Source organism: Oceanospirillum sp. (genome assembly GCF_982874595.1).
Genome location: NZ_CEYNZH010000061.1, coordinates 1 through 20,786, shown reverse-complemented (window position 1 = coordinate 20,786; position 20,786 = coordinate 1). Strand labels below are relative to the sequence as shown.

Genomic DNA, 20,786 nt, shown 5'->3' with positions numbered 1-20,786 from the left:
TGATCCTATGATTCATGGTATTGCGATTAATGGGCTGTCAGTACGTACCCACCTGATCAATACCAATCAGATGTCGCGATCTTGAATCAAGGCAAGGCCGCTGGAAATTGGGTTAAAAGCAAGGTTACCGATAAACGAAAGAGTAAAAGAAAGGCGACCCGAGGGCCGCCTTTTACGTTTCTGGTATTCACAGCAGGATTCGATTAACCCGCCAGTTCCAGCAGCAGACGGTTCAGACGCTGCACATAGGTTGCTGCGTCTTTCAGCTGACGGCCTTCTGCCAGCATCGCCTGATCCAGAATGATACGCGCCAGCTCACCGAAGCGCTCTTCATCCTGCTCCTGATCCAGTTTCAGGATCAGTGGGTGCGTCGGGTTCAGCTCCAGAGTCGGCTTGGACTCCGGAATCGGCTGACCGGCCGCCGCCATAATCTGACGCATCTGCTCGCCCATCTCACCATCGTTCAGCACGACACAGGCCGGAGAATCCGTCAGACGGTGGGTCACACGCACATCTTCAACCTGCTCTTTCAGCAGCTCTTTGGTGCGCTCAACCATGCCTTCCACTTTCTCGGCGGCTTCTTCCTGAGCTTTTTTGTCTTCTTCAGACTCGGTATCGCCCAGATCCAGTTCACCTTTGGCCACATCCTGGAACGGCTTACCGTCGAATTCGGTCAGGTGGCTCATCAGCCACTCGTCGATACGATCGGTCATCAGCAGCACTTCGATACCTTTCTTGCGGAAGATCTCAAGGTGCGGGCTGTTTTTCGCGGTGTTGTAGTTCTCGGCAGTGACGTAGTAGATCTTGTCCTGACCTTCCTTCATGCGCTCAACGTAGTCTGCCAGCGCCACATTCTGAGTCTCATCACTGCTCTGGGTTGAGGTGAAGCGCAGCAGCTTGGCGATCTTCTCTTTATTAGAGAAGTCTTCGCCCGGGCCTTCTTTCAGTACGCTGCCGAACTCATTCCAGAAAGTCTGGTATTTTTCCGCATCGTTCTTGGCCAGCTTGCTCAGCATATCCAGCACACGCTTGGTCAGTGCGCTTTTCATGGAGGTGATGTTCGGATCCTGCTGCAGAATCTCACGGGAGACGTTCAGCGACAGATCGTTGGAATCCACCACACCCTTGATAAAGCGCAGGTACAGCGGCAGGAACTGCTCGGCGTCATCCATAATGAACACGCGCTGTACGTACAGCTTAAGACCACGGGACGCTTCACGGTGGTACAGATCAAACGGTGCTTTGCCCGGCAGGTACAGCAGGCTGGTGTACTCCAGCTTACCTTCCACCTTGTTGTGGGACCAGGTCAGCGGATCAGCAAAGTCGTGGGAAACGTGCTTGTAGAACTCTTTGTACTCGTCATCGTTAACGTCAGTACGGGAGCGGGTCCACAGCGCCTGAGCTTCGTTTACCGCTTCAAATTCCGGAGTCTCCGGCTTCTCTTCTTCACCGAAGTGCTGTTTTTCCATCAGTACCGGAACCGCGATATGGTCGGAGTACTTACGGATCAGGTTACGCAGGCGGAAGTCTTCAGAGAACTCTTTCTCATCCGCTTTCAGCTTCAGGGTGATCGCCGTGCCGCGCTCAGCCTTCTCTACGGTTTCAATGGTGAACTCGCCGTCGCCTTTGGATACCCAGCGCACACCTTCACCAACTGAGCTGCCCGCTTTACGGGTAATCACTTCCACTTCTTCTGCCACGATGAAAGAAGAGTAGAAACCCACACCAAACTGGCCGATCAGCTGAGAGTCTTTTTTCTGGTCACCGGTCAGCTGGCTCAGGAACTCAGAGGTACCGGATTTAGCGATAGTACCCAGATGCTCGATCACATCCTGACGGCTCATGCCGATACCGGAATCGCTGATGGTTACAGTGTTGTTTTCCGGATCTGCGGTGATTTTAACCTGCAGTTCAGGCTGACCTTCGTACAGGGCATCATCTTCCAGCGCTTTGTAACGCAGCTTGTCACAGGCGTCGGATGCGTTGGAAATCAGTTCACGCAGGAAAATCTCTTTGTTGGAGTACAAAGAGTGAATCATCAGGTTCAGAAGCTGTTTTACTTCGGTCTGAAAGCCAAGCGTTTCTTTCTGTGCTTCAGCGGACATTGAGTCAGATCTCCATAGTTGAACGGTTAAGAACAACAGCATTAAGTTTCACGGCAGCCGAGCCAATGCATAAGCACAAAAACATCGGCCGCGTTAAGCGTCTGGAGTCCGATATGGGAGCAGCCTGATTAATTTCAAGGCCTCTGAAAAAAATTTAACTGTTTGTTTTTAGAGAAGATCCCGCAAGACAGGCCTCTGTGTTGCAGACGCCGATCAGCACCTGCAAGGTCCCGTCTCACGGATACGGGAAAACTCTAGGACTCATCCATAAGAAGATGGGCCCGCGCTGTTGCGATCGGGGTTTCACGGTTTTTCTGCCAGGCACAGATCTCAACATTGGCTACCCGACGACCCTGACGGTTCAGCACACAGGTGGCAAAGGTGGCTTGCGGCTTACCGGTACGCAGATAGTCCACAGTAAAATCCACGACCTTCGGCACCTGATCCAACCCCTGACGCATCATCAGATTCAGTGTTGCGGCTGTTTCCATAAAACCCGCAATCACGCCACCATGAAGTGCCGGTAACAGCGGATTACCGGTATTGCTCTCCAGAGGCTCCATACGAAACAGGATTTCATCACCCATGGATTGGGCTATTATCCCGATAAACCCTGCATAAGGAACCAGCTCAATTAGCGCATCCCAGTTTCCGGAACGTTGCGTATCGCTGATCAGCTGAGTCAGGTTAGTCGAATCGGCCATCATTCCCCCTCCTCTTTCTGAGGACCAAATAATGCCTCATCCATCTCGACAGGCGTCTTATCCGACCCTAGTCGCATAAAGTTAGCCACCGCCCGGGACGCTGGTCGCCACTCCTCCTGATACACCACACCCTCTGTAAAGATGATCTGGGGTGTGACTTTAACAATACTGGCTTTGCAATAGAGCGTTTTACCGGCTACGGCGGGACGAAGATGATCGATTCGCAGATCCAGCGTAGGACACATTTCAAAACGGGGTAAAGCACAAACAGCGACCGAGCCGCAGGCTGTATCTAAAAGCGTCGAAATCACTCCGCCGTGAATCAGCTGTTTCTGAGCGTTACCAATAAGGTGCCCGGCAAAGGGAACAGAAAACAGAACATGCTCATGGTCAGCAGATTCTGCCCGCATCTTCATTGCCTGACACTGGGGCAGAGCAGCGATAAAACGTGTCATACCCTGCAGGTAACGCTCCGGGGGAAAGCGTCCCTGCACATGACAGTCTGAAGTCTCCATCCTATTATCCTTATTTGTTTTATTTAGTGTCAGATTCAGTTTTTAACCACACCAACTTTTAACCACACCAACGCCCTTCTTAATCTCCAGGCGTATAACATTGGGCCAGGATAGCGTTTTAAACAAAAACAGAACCTCAGAACGCAAAAGAGGACGGCAAACCGTCCTTTTTTATTATCAGATCACTCATTGCTACTGGGCGGGAGCTACCACCGCAGAAGGCTGAGACTGATCCGATTTAATCAAAGCATTCACTTCCAGCTGAAGCCTGTTTACATCAGTATTCAAACGCGTCACGTTACTGGTCAGCTGGCGGCGTGAAGCATCAATTGCATCGAGTCGCTCGTCATAAACTGACACCGTATTCTCGATATTCTGAATCGCTGTGCTATCGATTTTAGCCAGATCTTTCTTAGCTTCAGCAAGATCTGCACTCAGTTGAGCCTGCGTTTCGGAGAGTACTTTCAAATCGATGCCCATCGAACTTACATCAGAAGCTGCAGCCGTCAGACGCTGATGAAACACCTGCTGTTCGGCTGCCAGTGCTTTATCTATATTCTCACGGGTTGCCCTCTCATCAGTCATAGCAAGCTGTTGCTCTTTTTGACTGGCTCCAAGCGCCTTAATCTCTTTTGTCAGCTGCTTTAAAGTTGCTTCGTTTTTAGCAATATCAACTTTGTTGCGTTTATTACTCAGATCCCACAACTTACGGATCTCGTGCTCAGATACTTCCAGACGTTTTTCTAACGTATTGCCTGACTTGGAAAGATCGCGGCCAGTAGCGACAAGCTCATCTTCCAGAAGCTGGATACGTTGAGCTGACTGACTTAAACTTGCTTGCTGAAGCTCTACTTTTGCAGCGAGTTGCGTATTCTGAAAATAAACAGCTGCAATACCGGCAATCAGCCCGGCAACCGCAAACCAGATCAGACTGTTGCCAGCAAATACGCCTGAACTACCAGATCGGATTGGTGCAGGCTCATCACGTTCGGGAATAATTTTCATATTATCTGGTGACATGTTTAGAATCCGGGTCCGTTTTTTTTCGATACGATTTTTTGACATTAAGCGCAATTGCTAAATACAGATTTTACCTGCATATTTTCGCAGATTGAGATAAGGCTATTACATTGTGTATCGTAAATAAATGCACTAATTGCTAATGTAGCCAGGCTTTTCAGAACTTTTGATCAATAAATAATATCCAAGCGTTCTACTCAGAAATAGAAACCCTGTAAATGAAGTGCTATTATTCACGCACTTTAAACACAGATAAGCCTCTGAATCTGTTCGTGAGGGGCTGTGAAATCTGGACAATTATTGGCCGAAGTGTCGTTTAGATAACTTCAAATTTTTTTACGTGAGTTGATGGAGAAAACAACCATGGCATTTGAATTACCTGCACTGCCTTATGACAAATCAGCACTTGAGCCACACATCTCTGCTGAGACTCTGGAATTCCACCACGGTAAACACCACAACACTTACGTGGACAAACTGAACGGTCTGGTTCCTGGCACTGAGTTTGAAGGTAAAACTCTGGAAGAGATCATCAAAGCAGCTCCTGCAGGCCCTGTTTTCAACAACGCGGCTCAGATCTGGAACCACACCTTCTACTGGAACAGTCTGTCTCCAAACGGTGGCGGTGAGCCAACAGGCGCACTGGCAGATGCAATCAACGCTAAGTGGGGTTCTTTCGAAGCGTTCCAGAACGAATTCAACGATAAAGCTGTGAACAACTTCGGCTCCAGCTGGACCTGGCTGGTTAAGAACGCTGACGGTTCTCTGGAAATCGTTAACACCAGCAACGCGGGTACCCCAATGACGGCTGATCAGACCGCACTGATCACTGTTGACCTGTGGGAACACGCCTACTACATCGACTACCGCAACGTGCGCCCTAACTACCTGAAAGGTTTCTGGGCTCTGGCGAACTGGGACTTTGCAGCGGCTAACTTCGCGGCATAAGTTTCCACGTATTCCCTTGTGAATACTTAAACCGGCCTCTGCTTTTGCAGTCGCCGGTTTTTTTATGCGTGTTCCGATTTATGCCGGTTTCTGAGACGACAGTAATCCGATTTTCTCACACCAGAACAATCTGCTTTAATCAAAGATAACGGTGCAACCAAGAAACCGTTATCATAAAAAATATTTTATAAGAATCTTTTTACACTTAAATACCCCAACGGGAGCCTTACTATGAACGCAATTCGGGCACAGGTATCCGTCTGCCAGACAGGAAAATCAACGCTGCTTAAAATTGTTTTACTGGTCTGTCTTCTTACAATAACAACCTCCGCCTGGGCTCAACGTCCTCTTCTGACGATCGAAGGGCTGGATCAACCAGTCACCCTGACACGTTCAGATCTTGAAGCCATGCCAGAAAACACAGTGACAACTGAAACAATCTGGACAGATAAGCGTCATACCTTTTCATCAGTACGATTCAAAGATCTGTTTGAAGCACTGAATGCAAATATTGCCGGCAAGAAAGTCACGATGATCGCTTTGAACGATTACTCGATCGAAGTTGATGTCGAGACTCTGGTAAACAATAACGCCTTTATCGCCTACGCCATGGATGGGAAAGCAATGCGTATCAGAGACAAAGGCCCGCTATGGGTGCTTTACCCTTTCTCGGACCAGCCTGAAATCAATGTGCCTCCCTTTCAGGCACACTCTATCTGGCAATTGAAAACGATCATATTGCATTAACAAGCCAATCGGTTTCAGGGAGCGTATTCAGCGGTGTTATCAAAACGTTTGGGTCTGATCAAGCCAGTGATACTGGCACTAAGTCTGATCGTATTGGTCTTTTTTATCGCCAGTTCTCTTTTCCGGCTGGAGAAAGAGATCGATGAGTTCTCTATGCTCACCAAAGATGAGCGTTACTGGAACAGCACCCGGATTGAAGTCGAACTACTGAGACTGGTTAATGAGATTAACAGCTATGCCGTCGGAGCAGATCCAGCGCAACGTGACGAGATCAGTTTCAGAATGGAAATTCTCTGGAGCCGGATTAATATTGTCAGCAAAGGCGCAACCCGTGAACTCATTGAGCAACTGGATAAGGATATTCTTACCGAGGTTGATCGCCTGCAGACAATTCTTATCAAGCTTGAGGATGACCTGGAAAACCTGACCCCAGATCAGGCGAGACAATACAATGAGCGCATGCAAAGCTTTATTCCCCGTTTTATGCACTCATCCCGAACCATCGCTTCCGCTATATCGGCTACCGAAAGTCAGTTTGCCCTTAAGGTGCAGGAAAACTACCGCTGGGTTGTCTTTCTGCTGATCAGCATCCTGATTATTGCGACGATCTTCACCTTTATTAACTATCTTGAGTTACGTCGTAACCAACAACTGGCTCTGAAAGCTGAAGCCGCAAGCCGCAGCAAAAGTGATTTTTTATCCAATATGAGTCACGAAATACGAACCCCGCTCAACGGTATTCTGGGCTCTGTAGAACTGCTCCGGCTGGAAGAAGAGCTGCAGCAAACCTCATCTGCAGCCTCTCTGCTTGATGACATCACAGCCTCCGGCAAAGCTCTGCTCAATCTGATTAACAATATTCTCGACCTGTCACGCTTACAGCAGAAAAAGATGCCTATTGAGCATAAATCACTGGACCTGGTCGCTTGTGCTCAAAGTGCACGCTCAGTCATTAATGCCGACCTCACCCGCAAGCAGCTTCACTTCCATCTGGATTCAGACCCAAACCTGCCTCGGGAGGTATTATCCGATCCCCTGCGTCTGCAGCAGATTATGATTAACCTGCTGGGCAATGCCGTAAAGTTCACTGAATCCGGCAGCATCGCCCTAAGAATACGCGGTGGGCTCTCAGAAGCATCGAAGCAAACTGATTCCAGCGGCCTTATTACCCGGCAGGTGCTAATCGAGATCGAGGACAGCGGCATCGGTATCCCGCCGGATGTACAAAAACGACTGTTTGACCCCTTTACCCAGGCAGATAGCTCAACAACCCGCCATTACGGGGGCAGCGGCTTGGGCTTATCGCTATGTCGCGAAATTGTTGAAGCGATGCAGGGCGAAATCGGCGTTCGCAGTCAGCCCGGTAAGGGCTCCGTTTTCTGGTTCCGGATTCCGGTTAAAGTTGATCCGGAACAGATCGTCCAACACCAAAACAAACCACTTGGGGTTCAACCTGAGACATCGGAGGGAGAACCGCTGATCCTTATTGTTGAAGACAATCAGGTCAATGCCAAACTAGCCATCGCGATTCTGAAAAAACTCGGCTATAACACTGAACATGCCGAAAATGGCCAGATTGCACTGGAAATGTGTCAAAAACGACAATACGGACTCATCCTTATGGATTGTCAGATGCCCGTTATGGACGGCATTACCTGCAGCAGAATACTTCGGAAAGACGGTTCGCCAAACAAAACAACGCCTGTTGTCGCCCTGACAGCCAATGTGATGGAAATGGATCGCCAACGCTGCCTTCAGGCTGGCATGCAGGAGTTTTTGGCAAAACCATTAGATACCCAGTTGCTGAAGAAAGCACTGGAAAACTGGTATCGGCACAGGCTCTGATCGTTTTTGGACCGGTTTCCCTCTTGTTTGAATCCGAATGCTGAAACTCTGCGTATTTCTTCTGAAATAAAAGGAGTCTTCAACATGAGCTATATCCTACCTTCTCAGTACAACAGCACGCTTATTGCGACAGCCCTATCAGTACTTATTCTATTGGTAACTGCTTTTCACAGCCCTTTAGCCCAGGCTGGTGAAACAAGAGCGATCTTTGCCGGAGGCTGCTTCTGGTGTATGGAACCGCCCTTTGACGAACTGGATGGTGTTATCAGTACGACATCCGGTTACACCGACGGCCACAAGAAAAACCCGACCTACCGTGAAGTCTCCGCAGGCGTTACCGGCCACACGGAAGCTGTCGAGATTGTCTACGACCCGGATATCATCAGTTATCAGACCCTGCTGGATGTCTTCTGGGTTAATGTCGACCCTTTCGCCATCAACCGTCAGTTCTGTGATACCGGCACTCAGTACCGTTCGGGCATCTACCCGATCGATGACGAGCAGATGCGTCTGGCAACAGCCAGCAAAGAAAAGGTTCAGCAGGATTTTGATAAAAAGATCCAGACCGAAATCAAACCTGCCAGTACCTTCTATCCGGCTGAAGACTACCATCAGGATTACTACATGAAGAATCCGATCCGCTATACCTTCTACCGCACTAGCTGTGGCCGGGATAATCGCCTGGAAGAAGTTTGGGGCGACAAATTTAAAAAAGATTAAGCCTAAAACGAATAAGTTAAAAAAAGCTAATTTTAACTTTACTAATATGCAAAAAAGTTACTAAGATAGATCGCAGGTTTATAACAATTATCAAAACCACTCCCCCAAGGAGGCCTGCGATGGCTCATATAGTAGTGCTCGGTGCCGGCACCGGCGGTATGGCAGCAGCGTACGAGTTACGCCACAAGCTCGGTAAATCTCACGAAATCACCGTGATCAACGAACGGGATTACTTCCAGTTTGTTCCCTCCAACCCCTGGGTTGCCGTTGGCTGGCGGGATTCCGAAGAGATCAGCTTCAAAATCGCCCCTCACCTGCAAAAACACGATATCAACTTTATCCCTCAGGCTGTGGACGCTATCAGCCCCGAAAGCAACAGCCTGACCCTGGCGAATGGCGAAGCCGTTCACTATGACCACCTGCTGATTATGACCGGGCCTAAACTGGCCTTTGACGAAGTGGAAGGTGCAGGCCCCCACGGTGGCCATACGCAATCGGTATGCTCTCTGCCCCATGCACTGGACTCCTACAAAAACTTTGAACAGCTTTGCGAAGACCCCGGCCCTGTTGTCGTGGGTGCTATGGCCGGAGCCAGCTGCTTTGGCCCCGCCTACGAATACGCTTTTATTCTGAACAAAGAGCTGCAGAACCGAAAAATCCGCGACAAAGTCCCTATGACCTTTGTCACCAGCGAACCCTATATCGGCCATCTGGGCTTAGGCGGTGTTGGTGATTCCAAATCCATGCTGGAGTCCGACCTGCGTATGCACCACATCAAGTGGATCTGCAACGCCAAGGTTTCCAAAGTGGAAGAAGGCATGATGTATGTGGATGAACACAACGACAGTGGTGAAGTGATCAAACAGCACGAACTGCCGTTTAAACACTCCATGATGCTACCGGCCTTCAAAGGCGTAGATTGTGTCGCCAACGTAGCGGATCTCTGTAATCCGCGCGGCTTTGTGATTGTTGATGATCATCAGCGTAGCCCGAAATACGACAATATCTGGTCAGCGGGGGTCTGTATCGCCATCGCACCGACCGAAGCCACTCCTGTGCCCACCGGCGTGCCTAAAACCGGCTATATGATTGAGTCCATGGTGACCGCCATTGTGGAAAATCTGGATGCGGTGCTGAAAGGTGAAGAGCCGGAAGCCAAAGCGACCTGGAATGCCATCTGTCTGGCGGATATGGGCGATACAGGAGCCGCTTTTGTGGCATTGCCACAGATTCCACCGCGCAACGTCAACTGGTTCAAGAAGGGCAAATGGGTGCATCTGGCAAAGGTCGCCTTTGAGAAGTACTTCATCCGTAAGATGAAGACCGGTAATCCTGAGCCGTTCTACGAGAAACAGATCCTCAAAATGATCGGTGTCGAGCGCCTGAAATAGCGCTAACGAACAGCATAGAACTCTGCTAGTCCGTTTATTCAGGCAACCTCTAAATGAGGCGATCTGACATAACTGATAGGACACGGGAGCCATACGGCTCCCGTTTTTTTATCTTCGCTTAATTTATCTTTACTTAAAACCCAGCGATGCTTTTAACCTAGTGATGTTTTTAACTCAGCGGTGCTTTTAAACCAGCGGTTCTTTTAACTCAGAGAACTACTGCCCCGAGTTTGGCCGCTTCAGCCAGAACCACCAGATCACCAGCCCGATCAGCACAAGACCTGCCAGATTTACCAATACGCTCATCATTTTTCCTCCACTTTTTATCCGCTGATTATCCGCCGACAAAGGATTAGGTATCTGCCGATAGCTTCTTCAGCCGCAGACGGTTGGCGTTACTCACCACGGTCACCGATGACATCGCCATGGCGGCTCCGGCAAAGGCCGGGTTCAGCAACCAGCCAAAGACCGGGAACAGGACACCCGCCGCCAGCGGAATACCGATGCTGTTATAAACAAAGGCACCAAACAGGTTCTGTTTGATATTGCTGACCGTCAGTTTCGAGATCTCCATCGCATCAGCAATGCCCTGCAGTGAACCGCGCATCAGAGTCAGATCCGCACTTTCGATAGCAATATCGGTACCCGTACCAATCGCCATGCCCACATCGGCCTGCGCCAGCGCCGGGGCATCGTTGATGCCATCACCCACCATGGCCACCTTAAGCCCCTGCTGCTGCAGCTTGCGGATCTCATCGGCTTTATGATCCGGCATCACTTCGGCGATCACCTGATCGACACCCACTTCGTTTGCTACCGCCTGGGCGGTAATCCGGTTATCACCGGTGAGCATCATCACTTTGACGCCCTGCTTTTTCAGGCGGGCGATGGCCGCTTTCGAGTCCTCTTTCACCGGATCAGCAATCGCTAACACACCGATCACAGTCTCATTCAGCGCCAGCAATACCGGTGTTTTGCCCTGCTCCGCCAGAGCCTGCATCTGAGTTTCAGCAGTGCCCAATTCCAGATCAAAGCTCTGCATCAGGGCGCGGTTGCCCAGCAGTAAGCGCTGGCTTACATTGGAGTCATCACCAGTAAACTGCCCCTGAATACCCTGCCCGGCCACCGGCTGAATCTCTTTCGCTTCCTGAACGCTGATGGCTTCGGTTTTAGCGCGATTCACAATCGCCTGCGCCAGCGGATGCTCGGAGGCGACTTCAAGACTGACGGCAAACTTGAGCAGATCCTGCTCGGTTAAACCCTGTGTTTTGCCGGCATCCAGCAGTACCAGATCGGTCACTTCAGGGTGGCCCTGGGTCACGGTACCGGTTTTATCCAGCACCACCACATCCACCTCAGCCGCCTGCTGCAACGCATCGCCTTTGCGGATCAAAATACCGTGCTCGGCAGCTTTACCCACGCCCACCATAATGGACATGGGCGTCGCAAGGCCCAAAGCACAGGGGCAAGCGATCACTAACACCGTCATGGTGGTCACCAGCATATAGGCCGACACCGGTTCCGGGCCGAAGTTAAACCAGGCCAGAGCGGTCAGCACCGCGATAATCAGTACCGTAGGCACAAAGACGGCAGCGATCTTATCCGCCAGACGACCCAGCGCCGGTTTGGCATTCTGCGCCTGCCGCACCTGATCGATAATCTTCGCCAGCGCGGTATCACTACCAACCCGCAAGGTGCGGATACGGATGATGCCGCTCTGGTTTAACGTACCGGCGGTGACTTCATCCCGTTTCTTTTTACTCACCGGCATCGGCTCACCGGTGAGCATGGACTCATCCACCCGGGTCTCGCCTTCCATCACCTTGCCATCCACCGGGATTTTTTCACCGGGACGCACCCGGATCATATCGCCCTTCTGGATCGACTCGATGCGCATATCCACCTCTTCGCCATCCTCCTTACGGATCAGGCGGGCGGTTTCCGGCTGCAGATTAAGCAGCTTACGGATCGCCTGGGAGGCCTGCCCCCGGGCGCGGCTTTCCAGCGCCTGCCCCAGATTCACCAGACCGATAATAAAGACGGCGGCCTCAAAGTAGACGTGACGCGCCTGCTCCGGCACCAGATCCGGCCAGAAAGAGATCAGCATAGAGAACAACCAGGCGGTGCCCGTACCCAGAGCGATCAGGGTATCCATATTGGCATAGTGATTTTTAAACGCCGCCCATGCGCCCTGATAGAAGTGCCCGCCGGAATAAACCATCACCGCCAGTGTCAAAAGGCCCGTGACCTGCCAGAAGATCTGACCGGAGGCGTTGTTCAGCATCGGCATACCGTCCCAGAACATCATCGCCATCAGCGGGATACCCAGCGCCAGCGCCGCACCGGTCTGCTTCAGCTGCTGATGGTAGTGCGCTTTCTCTTCCGCCTGACGCTCATCCTCACCGTAGCTGTCATCCAGCAGGGTTGCGCCAAAGCCCGCTTCTTCCACCGCAGCGATCACTTTTTCCGGAGCCACGGCAGCAGACACACTGGCGGAACGATCCGGCAGATTGACCTCGGCTTTATCAATACCTTCCAGCTGATCCAGCGCACTCTGCACCTGCTGCACACAACTGGCACAGTGCATGCCCCGCAAGGCAAAACGGTATTCCTGCGACGGCTGGTTTTTATCCGCTTCAGACATAAAACCTCCCTTTGGCTGCTATCCGCGCTCTGCGCCAATATCAGCCGGTAAAAATGACTGATCCGGCCTAAGCCGGATCAGATACGATGCACAGAAGTTTCTCCGGGGCTAAACCCGTCCGGAATCTGTACCATCAAAAATCGTGCGAGAAACCTGTCAGATCAGGCTTTCTTTTCTTCCGCATCGAAACCGGCTTCTTCCACCGCATCGATCAGGTCTTCTACCTTCATCGTGCCGGTGACATGGGCTTCGTACAGGGTGACATCAGCCTGCTCAACGCCATCGACCATCATCAGGGCAGTGGTTACTGAGTTCACACAACCGTTGCAGGAAAGACCTTCCAGTGTAATAACAACTTCTTTGCTCATGTTCGCTACCTAGCTCTTAAAGGAATTAGCTCAAAGGAATTAGCTTAAAGGATTCAGATTAACTGTTTCAGATAATAAGCTTCAATAACTGCATTCTAAACCCTGTAGTAGGCTACAGGGTCAAGCGTGATCAAAAAAATTTCGTCGTGGATTTTAATACTTAGGACGACTCCAAGCCTGATAGATCTTATCGGGCCAGCGGGACTGGAACCAGGCGATCACACTGTCGATCTCCTGATCGGTCATTTTATCTTTCCAGGCTGGCATATCTGAGGGTACATCCGGCCCGCGACCGTGTTTGATTACGCCGCGAAGCTGATCCAGCGGGTGGTGCCAGGCGTGACCTGTGCCATTCAGCGGCGGTGGCAGGTAACGACCATCTTCCGTAGGTTTTCGCCAGTCAGGATTTCCCTGACCAAAACCACCATGACACTGGGCACAGTATTCCTGATAAAGCGGTTTCCCCTGATTCACCATCTCCTGCGTATACCAACGCTCTGCTTTTACAGCGGTGTCTGTAGCCATCGCGCTGTGATTGTTCATCTCGGTTTGACTGTCGTCGCTGCAGGCCGCTAACAGACCTAAACTCAGCACCAGAAGCGCTTTACGTCCACGAGAAACAACCTTAGCGCCACTGGAAACAATCTTAGTACCACGGGAAACAGCCTTGCCCCGCCTTAGAGATAACGATGAAAAACGTAATGAAAAAATGCTCTTAATAAAATACAACACAAAATAATCCTGCTGTTAAAACGGGTTGAATGTACTTTTTAATGAAATGTACTTTTTGATCGGACTGATCTTTATGGCCTTTCGCCATAGGCATTTTCAGCCAGCAGCGTCAGAGACCCGCCGCCTGAAAATCAGAGATCCGATTCAGCCAGCAACTCTAGTTCAGCCAACAGCAATGGAGCTTGTGTAAACGTATGCAGGAGGATAACGGCAGCGCCCGGGGCTTAGGAGCCTGACCCGTGACGATTAAAAGTGTGAACAACCCAAGAATAAAGATCAGGGATAACAGCTGGATCTCTGCCAGCGTTATCGGCTGACTTTTATCATCACAGCAGCTCATAACCGGAGCGGTGTCCGGCATCAGTCTGGCAGACCCTGCATGACCTTGCCCGGAGTGATCGGATTCCGCTAAGGATTCGGTGAAGCCAGAGGCCAGCATTAAACCCTGTCCGCCTTGGGGATCCGTCGCAAACACTGCGGACTCTCCATGGGAAGCCCCCAATCTGGCAGCGGGTTCCGTCAGCATGCCGAAACACTGCACCAACAGAGCCAGCACTGCAAAGGCAGTGATCCAGGGCATCAGGGAGTGAGTAGAAGCAGTGTTCGGTTTCATATCAGGTTCAGTCAGCGTTATAGCGGTTCATTTAAGGGATAACGTGTTGAGAGATAAAGCGATTCGGACTTGAAATCAGCTCTTGGAAAACCAACATTAAGTAAAAGTTCAATAATGATAGCTGAAGCCTGTCGGATTTCAGAGGTCAGCTTAAAATACTAAATCAATTACTGCCGGATGGCTGACGCGATAACCCGAACAACGCTGCATCGAGAACGGGTTAACTCTCAGCGCGATCAACCGCCACCAATCCTATGGAACCCGCTATGGAATCAACACTGAGCACCAATCAATACTCTCAACTGCCTGCTATCGAAACCTCGCTACAGGAGCAGGCAAAACAGCTCGGTACCACCAGAACCTTCAGCCCGTTGGCCAGCATGGGTGTTCTGCTGATCAAAGGCGATATGGCCGCCAAACTGCTGCACGGTCAGGCCAGCCAGAAGATTGAGGATCTGCCGGAAGGTGAACTGCGCCCTTCCCTGCTGACCTCGCCGAAAGGTCGCCCCTACGCCACTTTCTACGTTGTACGTCACCCGGATGGCCTGCTGCTGTTATTACCGCGCTCAACGCTGGACACCACGCAAACCAATCTGAGCAAATTTGCGCCTCTGTACCGCTGCACCTTTGAGGACAAATCCGACGAGATCGCTGTGGTTGGTTTTAACCATGCTGATGCAAAGGCCGAAGGCGTTGATAGCTTCAACCTGCCGGGCATGACTGAACGCAGTATCGGCCTGTGCCGCTTTGAAACCCTGACCGCTCTTTTTGATTCCGAACTGACACCGGTCGCTGAAGCCGCCTGGAATCTGACTCAGATCGAAAACGTACAGATTCTGCTGAAGCAGAGCCACACCGATCAGTTTATCCCTCAGATGCTCAACTATCAGGCCACCGGAGCCATCAGCTTTAAGAAAGGCTGTTACACCGGACAGGAGATTATCGCCCGCGCCCAGTACCGTGGTGGCGTTAAGAAACGTCTGCAGCGATTGGTGGGTGAAGGTGAGGCCAAGGTGGGTGATCAGGTGATCTGCCTGCTGGAAGGCGACAAAACGGAAGCCGGTGAAATCCTGCTCACCGCCATCAACGCTGAAGGCAAAACCGAACTGTTAGCAGTCCTGAAAGACAACACGCTGGAAGAGCCCCTGCTGACCGCCGATGATCAGCCACTGACGCTGATCGACCTGCCTTATGGACTGGAAAAGCAGGAGATCTGATTTTCTTTTCTTCTGGTTTCTTCCGAGCAGCCGCTCAAATAAAAAGGCGCGAATCGAAAGATCCGCGCCTTTTGTGTTTCTAAAAACTCACTATTCAGAACCAGCCTGTTTTTTCTGAAAAGATCAGGCTTCCGGTTGCTCCGGCAGCTGCCAGTTAATAGGCTGTTTACCACGGGAGATCAGAAACTCATTGGCCTGACTGAACTGACGGTTACCAAAGAAGCCACGGTGCGCCGACAGCGGTGACGGGTGCACCGACTTCAGCACCAGATGTTTATTCTGATCAACAAAAGACGCCTTCTTCTGGGCGTAACTACCCCACAGCAGAAATACCACACCATCCAGCTGCTCGTTGATAATATGAATCACCTTATCGGTGAACTGCTCCCAGCCTTTTTTCTGATGGGAAGCGGCATTGGCCTGCTCCACCGTCAGCACCGCATTCAGCATCAGCACGCCCTGCTTTGCCCAGCTGGTGAGATAGCCGTGGTTCACCGGCTGTACGCCAAGGTCGCTTTGCAGCTCTTTATAGATATTCACCAGTGATGGTGGTGTTTTAACCCCGGGACGCACCGAGAAGCACAGACCATGAGCCTGATCCGGGCCGTGGTACGGGTCCTGCCCCAGAATCACCACTTTAACCTGATCCAGCGGTGTGTATTTAAAGGCGTTAAACCAATCCGACGAGTGCGGGTAGATCACCTTACCCTGTGCTTTTTCCTGTGCCAGAAAGGCTTTAAGATTCTGCATATAGGGCTGTTCGAACTCACCACCCAACACCGCCAACCAATCATCCGGCAGATCAATCGCCATAACTCGTCTATCCCGCTGGTTAAAAATTTCAGGGATTTTAACAGATTAAACTCTTGTTGCGGCATCAGCCCGAACAGCCGATGGTACACTGACGCTAAACAACATCACTCTATGTTCATACCTAACAGTCTGCCAAGCCGGCTGATAAAAAGGAGTTTTTATGCACGCCCAGCAAGCCCGGGACCTCGCTGCCTATAACAGGTGGATGAATGAACGTATCTATACAGCCTGTGTCCAGCTATCTGACCAGGAAAGAAAAACGGACAGAGGTGCATTTTTCAAATCCATTCACGGCACCCTCAACCATCTGCTGTTGGGCGATAAAATATGGCTGGGCCGCTTTCTTGATGAGCCCTTTGAGACTTCAGGTTTGGATCAGGAACTGCATTCCGATTTTGACGCGCTTCAGGCTGACCGCAAAGCCACGGATCAGAAGATAACCGACTGGTGCAAACAGCTAACGGATGTCGAGCTTCAGGGCGAACTCAGATACACCAGTATCGTGAATCCTATCCCACGCAAATATGAGCTTTGGCTTGCGGTGACGCACTTTTTTAATCACCAGACACATCACAGAGGCCAGTTGACGACACTTCTCAATCAGCAGGGAATCGATATCGGTGTCACCGACCTGATCTGGCTACCGGAAGTGATCGAGCGAAATACACTCTGATTCACTTCCCCGTCAGTTCATTTAGTAAAACAAAACCCCCGCTATCTGAAACAACGGGGGTTTTGTGTATTTTCAGGTTGCGATTGCAGAGGCTATCTCAGCATTATGCCGGTTCCGCTTCCCGCTCTACCTGATCTGAGGCCTTGCCGGAAGCCGCCTGCTTACGCAGGGTGCGGGCGGCGGTGACCATATTCTCCAGCGCGGGAATCACTTCCGGCCACTGGCGGGTTTTCAGGCCGCAATCCGGATTCACCCACAGGCGTTCTGCCGGAATACGCTCAGCGGCTTTGCTCATCAGCTTCACCATCTGAGCTTCGCTCGGGATATTCGGCGAGTGAATGTCGTAAACCCCGGGGCCGATCTCATTCGGGTATTCAAAGGCCTCAAATACATCCAACAGCTCCATATCGGAACGGGAGGTTTCTATGGTAATCACATCGGCATCCATCCGGGCGATGGATTCGATGATGTCATTAAACTCGGAATAACACATGTGGGTGTGGATCTGAGTTTCATCAGAGACACCGTTAGCGCTGATCCGGAAGCAGTTCACAGCCCAATCCAGATAGTGCTGCCATTCGCTACGACGCAGGGGCAGGCCTTCACGCAGGGCCGCTTCATCGATCTGAATGACGATAACGCCTGCGGCTTCCAGATCCCGAACCTCCTGACGGATCGCCAGCGCCAGCTGCAGGCAGCTCTCTTTGCGGGGCTGATCGTCGCGCACAAAGGACCAGTTCAGAATGGTCACCGGGCCTGTCAGCATGCCTTTCATCGGTTTGTCGGTCAGGGACTGAGCAAACTGCGTCCAGGCAACGGTCATCGGCTGTGGGCGGCTGATATCACCAAACAGAATCGGCGGCTTCACACAGCGGGAACCGTATGACTGCACCCAGCCGAAACGACTGAAGGCATAGCCTTCCAGCTGTTCACCAAAGTATTCCACCATGTCGTTACGCTCGGCTTCTCCGTGCACCAGCACATCCAGACCCAGCTTTTCCTGCTCCAGCACGGCACGTTCGATCTCGGCTTTCATCTGCGCCTGATACTCCGACTCGCTCAACTCATGTTTTTTGTAAGCCAGACGAGCTTTACGGATCTCAGCCGTCTGTGGGAAAGAGCCGATAGTGGTTGTCGGATACAACGGCAGATTAAGAATCTTCTCCTGCTTAGCAGCACGGAAGGCGTAAGCACTCTGACGCTGACCAAAGCCTGAGGTGATTCCACCAACGCTCGCTTTTACCGCGCGGTTATGTACCCGCTCCGACAGACGACGACTGGTAATCGCAGCCTGATTCTCCGCTAATGCTTCGGCAACGGCCTCCCGGCCTTCATTGATGGCACGACCCAGCAGCTGCACTTCTGCCAGCTTTTGTTTGGCAAAAGCCAGCCAGCTAAGAAGCTCCGCATCCAGTGTTGCAGGTTTGTCTTCCGTAGCAGCACTTTCGCTCTGCAGATCCACCGGCACATGCAGCAGAGAACAGGATGGTGCCAGCCAGAGACGATCTCCCAACTTAGTGGCTACAGGCTCCAGCCAGTCCAGCACACGTTTAAGATCTGTCTTCCAGATATTACGGCCATCAACAGCACCTACAGACAGAATCTTATGACCCGGCAGCCAGTCCACCACCTTGGTGATTTCCTCTCGACCACGCACCGCATCAATATGCAGCCCTGCTACCGGAAGATTACAGGCCAGCTGAAGATTGTCCTGCAGGGTGCCGAAATAGGTGGCAATCAGCACCTGAGGGCGATTGGCTTTCAGGGTTTGATAAGCATGCTCATAAGCCTGTTTCCATTCCGAATCCAGCTCCGTTACCAGAGCAGGCTCATCGATCTGAACCCATTCAGCACCAGCATCTGACAACTGTTCCAGCAATGCGCTGTAAACCGGCAGCAGTTTATCCAGCAGCGCCAGCGGATCGGAACCGTCCTTGGCCTTACTCAGCCAGAGGTAGGTCACAGGACCAATAATCACGGGCTTGGCTTTAGCCAGCCCCAGCTGAATCTGCGCCTCCGCCAGCTGAGCCAGAATGCGCTCCGGGTTCAGGAAAAATTCAGTCTCTGCCGTGACTTCCGGCACAATGTAGTGATAGTTGGTATCAAACCACTTGGTCATTTCACCAGCATGCACACAGCTGCATCCGGTATCGCCTGCTGAACGGCCTCGGGCTAACCGGAAGTAGTTATCCAGTTCAGTACCTTCCAGCTCCTGCACCCGCTCTGGCAGGTTACCGAGGGTAAAGCTCATATCCAGCACCTGATCGTAGAGGGAGAAATCCCCCATCGGCACCAGATCCAGCGAACTCTGTTGCTGCCAATTGATCTCACGAATCTCTTTAGCGGTAGTCAGCAGCTGTTCCGCTGAGATCTCACCTTTCCAGAAACTTTCCTGAGCAAATTTCAGTTCGCGCTTTGCGCCGATACGGGGAAAACCCAGATTGTGTACTAAAGCCATGACGATTCCTTTGCCTGTGCAAAATTAGCGATGGGCATAGCCTAAACAATGCAAATCATGAAAAATAATGGTACTTTCTCATTAATTGATTATTTTTATTCATCATTTTATTCTGCATAAGGGAAGGCAATGATAGAACGCAGCCATCTGAGTATTTTGCGTGCCATCGATCAACAGGGCTCTTTAACAGCCGCATCAGAGAGCCTGCACCTGACCCAATCGGCTTTGAGTCACACCATTAAAAAGCTGGAAGGTCAGATCGGTAGCCCTGTCTGGTTGAAAGATGGCCGTAAGGTGCGCCTGACCCAGGCCGGAGAATATCTGCTGAGAGAGGCGAAGCGCATCCTGCCTCAGCTGGAACGCATTGATGAGAATCTGAGCCGCTTTGCCCGTAATGAACAGGGCAGTCTGCATATCGGTATGGAATGTCACCCCTGCTATCAGTGGCTGCTGAAGGTGGTATCGCCCTTTATGGAGGTCTTCCCCTCTGTCGATCTGGACGTCAAGCAACGCTTTCAGTTTGGCGGTATGGCAGCGCTGTTTAATCATGATATCGATATTCTGGTCACCCCTGATCCGATCTGGCGGGAAGGCATCGTGTTTGAACCGGTGTTCCCTTACGAGCAGGTTTTAGTGGTCCATCAGGACAATCCCCTGGCCGCAGAACAGTGGCTATCTCCGGATCAGGTAACGGGCGAAACCCTGTTCACCTATCCGGTGGAGATTGAACGGCTGGATATCTTTCAGCAGTTTCTGCTGCCCGCTCACTGCCGACCGCAAAAGCATAAAACACTGGAAGCCACCGAGATCATTCTGCAGATGGTCGCAGCAAACAGAGGCGTTGCGACTTTACCGGCTTGGCTGGGACGGGAGTACGCCGAGAACCTGCCCATCGCACTGGTTCGGCTGGGAAAAGAGGGGATTCAGAAACAGATCTTTCTGGGGGTGCGCCAGCAGGATGAAGACAACCCGCATATCGGGCGCTTTATCCAACTGGCGAAAGAGACAGGGCTTTAAAGTACTAAAAGAGACGAAGCAAACCATTAAAAGATGCCCTTTAAATTGAACTGGCTTAACAATCAGATCAATTTATTTCCTTGGGTACGTGCAACGGCTTGAATAATATAGTCGCGCATTCTCAGGGCGGGGCGAAATTCCCCACCGGTGGTAAATCTGAAATCAGAAAGCCCACGAGCGCCTTTGCTCCTTCATCAGGGTCAGAGGGTCCAGCAGATCTGGTGTAAATCCAGAGCCGACGGTTAAAGTCCGGATA

At 51.3% G+C, this 20,786-nt stretch carries 18 protein-coding genes and 1 riboswitch; of the genes, 8 read left to right on the top strand and 10 right to left on the bottom strand.

Features of this window, described 5'->3' with window-relative positions:
• Window positions 1–203: 203 nt before the first annotated feature.
• The 4 genes from htpG to AC4GL5_RS16635 form a co-directional block, all read right to left on the bottom strand.
• Complete coding sequence (htpG, locus tag AC4GL5_RS16650; RefSeq protein ID WP_490383930.1) at window positions 204–2,105, bottom strand: molecular chaperone HtpG; 1,902 nt, start codon at window positions 2,103–2,105, stop codon at window positions 204–206.
• 254 nt (window positions 2,106–2,359) lie between these two features.
• Window positions 2,360–2,812 carry a PaaI family thioesterase gene (locus AC4GL5_RS16645; RefSeq protein WP_490383929.1) on the bottom strand — a complete coding sequence of 151 codons (453 nt, stop codon included), beginning with the start codon at window positions 2,810–2,812 and terminating at the stop codon, window positions 2,360–2,362.
• Window positions 2,809–3,324, bottom strand: a complete 516-nt coding sequence (locus AC4GL5_RS16640) for a PaaI family thioesterase (protein WP_490383928.1) — start codon at window positions 3,322–3,324, stop codon at window positions 2,809–2,811. Before AC4GL5_RS16640 ends, AC4GL5_RS16645 begins: the two co-directional genes overlap by 4 nt.
• A 192-nt stretch (window positions 3,325–3,516) precedes the next feature.
• Window positions 3,517–4,344, bottom strand: a complete 828-nt coding sequence (locus tag AC4GL5_RS16635) for a hypothetical protein (RefSeq protein WP_490383927.1) — start codon at window positions 4,342–4,344, stop codon at window positions 3,517–3,519.
• A gap of 363 nt (window positions 4,345–4,707) precedes the next feature.
• Here AC4GL5_RS16635 and AC4GL5_RS16630 point away from each other — a divergent pair, with 363 nt between their 5' ends.
• From AC4GL5_RS16630 to AC4GL5_RS16610, 5 genes are all read left to right on the top strand, one after another.
• Window positions 4,708–5,292: a superoxide dismutase gene (locus tag AC4GL5_RS16630; RefSeq protein ID WP_490383926.1), complete on the top strand. Its 585-nt coding sequence runs from the start codon at window positions 4,708–4,710 to the stop codon at window positions 5,290–5,292.
• Window positions 5,293–5,523: 231 nt separating this feature from the next.
• Window positions 5,524–6,039, top strand: coding sequence for a putative pterin-binding protein (locus tag AC4GL5_RS16625; RefSeq protein WP_490383925.1), 516 nt, complete (start codon window positions 5,524–5,526; stop codon window positions 6,037–6,039).
• A gap of 33 nt (window positions 6,040–6,072) precedes the next feature.
• Window positions 6,073–7,884, top strand: coding sequence for an ATP-binding protein (locus AC4GL5_RS16620; RefSeq protein ID WP_490383924.1), 1,812 nt, complete (start codon window positions 6,073–6,075; stop codon window positions 7,882–7,884).
• Between the two features lie 84 nt (window positions 7,885–7,968).
• Complete coding sequence (msrA, locus tag AC4GL5_RS16615; protein ID WP_490383923.1) at window positions 7,969–8,604, top strand: peptide-methionine (S)-S-oxide reductase MsrA; 636 nt, start codon at window positions 7,969–7,971, stop codon at window positions 8,602–8,604.
• Window positions 8,605–8,723: 119 nt separating this feature from the next.
• Window positions 8,724–9,995 (top strand): NAD(P)/FAD-dependent oxidoreductase, encoded by a 1,272-nt coding sequence (locus tag AC4GL5_RS16610; protein WP_490383922.1) that lies wholly within the window; start codon window positions 8,724–8,726, stop codon window positions 9,993–9,995.
• 352 nt (window positions 9,996–10,347) lie between these two features.
• On the opposite strand, the gene AC4GL5_RS16605 is transcribed toward AC4GL5_RS16610, so the two are convergent.
• The 4 genes from AC4GL5_RS16605 to AC4GL5_RS16590 all read right to left on the bottom strand — a co-directional run bounded on the left by AC4GL5_RS16605 (window position 10,348) and on the right by AC4GL5_RS16590 (window position 14,352).
• A complete protein-coding gene (locus AC4GL5_RS16605; RefSeq protein ID WP_490383921.1) occupies window positions 10,348–12,639 on the bottom strand; it encodes a heavy metal translocating P-type ATPase in 2,292 nt (763 codons plus the stop codon).
• A 161-nt stretch (window positions 12,640–12,800) separates the two neighbouring features.
• A complete protein-coding gene (locus AC4GL5_RS16600) occupies window positions 12,801–13,007 on the bottom strand; it encodes a cation transporter (RefSeq protein WP_086481623.1) in 207 nt (68 codons plus the stop codon).
• 153 nt (window positions 13,008–13,160) lie between these two features.
• Complete coding sequence (locus tag AC4GL5_RS16595) at window positions 13,161–13,739, bottom strand: c-type cytochrome (RefSeq protein ID WP_490383920.1); 579 nt, start codon at window positions 13,737–13,739, stop codon at window positions 13,161–13,163.
• A 157-nt stretch (window positions 13,740–13,896) separates the two neighbouring features.
• The gene (locus AC4GL5_RS16590) at window positions 13,897–14,352 is read right to left on the bottom strand and encodes a hypothetical protein (protein ID WP_490383919.1); all 456 of its coding nucleotides are present in this window, start codon (window positions 14,350–14,352) and stop codon (window positions 13,897–13,899) included.
• A gap of 266 nt (window positions 14,353–14,618) precedes the next feature.
• Here AC4GL5_RS16590 and ygfZ point away from each other — a divergent pair, with 266 nt between their 5' ends.
• Entirely contained in the window at window positions 14,619–15,569 is a 951-nt protein-coding gene (ygfZ, locus tag AC4GL5_RS16585) for a CAF17-like 4Fe-4S cluster assembly/insertion protein YgfZ (protein WP_490383918.1), read from the top strand.
• A 123-nt stretch (window positions 15,570–15,692) separates the two neighbouring features.
• Here the strand turns inward: ygfZ and ung are convergent, their stop codons facing one another.
• Window positions 15,693–16,382, bottom strand: coding sequence for a uracil-DNA glycosylase (gene ung / locus AC4GL5_RS16580; RefSeq protein WP_490383917.1), 690 nt, complete (start codon window positions 16,380–16,382; stop codon window positions 15,693–15,695).
• A gap of 160 nt (window positions 16,383–16,542) precedes the next feature.
• Here ung and AC4GL5_RS16575 point away from each other — a divergent pair, with 160 nt between their 5' ends.
• The gene (locus AC4GL5_RS16575) at window positions 16,543–17,055 is read left to right on the top strand and encodes a DinB family protein (RefSeq protein WP_490383916.1); all 513 of its coding nucleotides are present in this window, start codon (window positions 16,543–16,545) and stop codon (window positions 17,053–17,055) included.
• Between the two features lie 103 nt (window positions 17,056–17,158).
• Here the strand turns inward: AC4GL5_RS16575 and metE are convergent, their stop codons facing one another.
• Complete coding sequence (gene metE / locus AC4GL5_RS16570) at window positions 17,159–19,513, bottom strand: 5-methyltetrahydropteroyltriglutamate--homocysteine S-methyltransferase (protein ID WP_490383915.1); 2,355 nt, start codon at window positions 19,511–19,513, stop codon at window positions 17,159–17,161.
• 129 nt (window positions 19,514–19,642) lie between these two features.
• On the opposite strand from metE, the gene AC4GL5_RS16565 reads away from it, so the two are divergent.
• Window positions 19,643–20,530, top strand: a complete 888-nt coding sequence (locus tag AC4GL5_RS16565; RefSeq protein ID WP_490383914.1) for a LysR family transcriptional regulator — start codon at window positions 19,643–19,645, stop codon at window positions 20,528–20,530.
• 113 nt (window positions 20,531–20,643) lie between these two features.
• Window positions 20,644–20,786: riboswitch (FMN riboswitch) on the top strand. This riboswitch is flagged as partial in the annotation.

Bases quoted from the DNA above. Each gene is read 5' to 3' on its own strand.
- htpG (WP_490383930.1), bottom strand. From the start codon at position 2,105: ATGTCCGCTGAAGCACAGAAAGAAACGCTTGGCTTTCAGACCGAAGTA.
- AC4GL5_RS16645 (WP_490383929.1), bottom strand. From the start codon at position 2,812: ATGATGGCCGATTCGACTAACCTGACTCAGCTGATCAGCGATACGCAA.
- AC4GL5_RS16640 (WP_490383928.1), bottom strand. From the start codon at position 3,324: ATGGAGACTTCAGACTGTCATGTGCAGGGACGCTTTCCCCCGGAGCGT.
- AC4GL5_RS16635 (WP_490383927.1), bottom strand. From the start codon at position 4,344: ATGTCACCAGATAATATGAAAATTATTCCCGAACGTGATGAGCCTGCA.
- AC4GL5_RS16630 (WP_490383926.1), top strand. From the start codon at position 4,708: ATGGCATTTGAATTACCTGCACTGCCTTATGACAAATCAGCACTTGAG.
- AC4GL5_RS16625 (WP_490383925.1), top strand. From the start codon at position 5,524: ATGAACGCAATTCGGGCACAGGTATCCGTCTGCCAGACAGGAAAATCA.
- msrA (WP_490383923.1), top strand. From the start codon at position 7,969: ATGAGCTATATCCTACCTTCTCAGTACAACAGCACGCTTATTGCGACA.
- AC4GL5_RS16610 (WP_490383922.1), top strand. From the start codon at position 8,724: ATGGCTCATATAGTAGTGCTCGGTGCCGGCACCGGCGGTATGGCAGCA.
- AC4GL5_RS16605 (WP_490383921.1), bottom strand. From the start codon at position 12,639: ATGTCTGAAGCGGATAAAAACCAGCCGTCGCAGGAATACCGTTTTGCC.
- AC4GL5_RS16600 (WP_086481623.1), bottom strand. From the start codon at position 13,007: ATGAGCAAAGAAGTTGTTATTACACTGGAAGGTCTTTCCTGCAACGGT.
- AC4GL5_RS16590 (WP_490383919.1), bottom strand. From the start codon at position 14,352: ATGAAACCGAACACTGCTTCTACTCACTCCCTGATGCCCTGGATCACT.
- ygfZ (WP_490383918.1), top strand. From the start codon at position 14,619: ATGGAATCAACACTGAGCACCAATCAATACTCTCAACTGCCTGCTATC.
- ung (WP_490383917.1), bottom strand. From the start codon at position 16,382: ATGGCGATTGATCTGCCGGATGATTGGTTGGCGGTGTTGGGTGGTGAG.
- AC4GL5_RS16575 (WP_490383916.1), top strand. From the start codon at position 16,543: ATGCACGCCCAGCAAGCCCGGGACCTCGCTGCCTATAACAGGTGGATG.
- metE (WP_490383915.1), bottom strand. From the start codon at position 19,513: ATGGCTTTAGTACACAATCTGGGTTTTCCCCGTATCGGCGCAAAGCGC.
- AC4GL5_RS16565 (WP_490383914.1), top strand. From the start codon at position 19,643: ATGATAGAACGCAGCCATCTGAGTATTTTGCGTGCCATCGATCAACAG.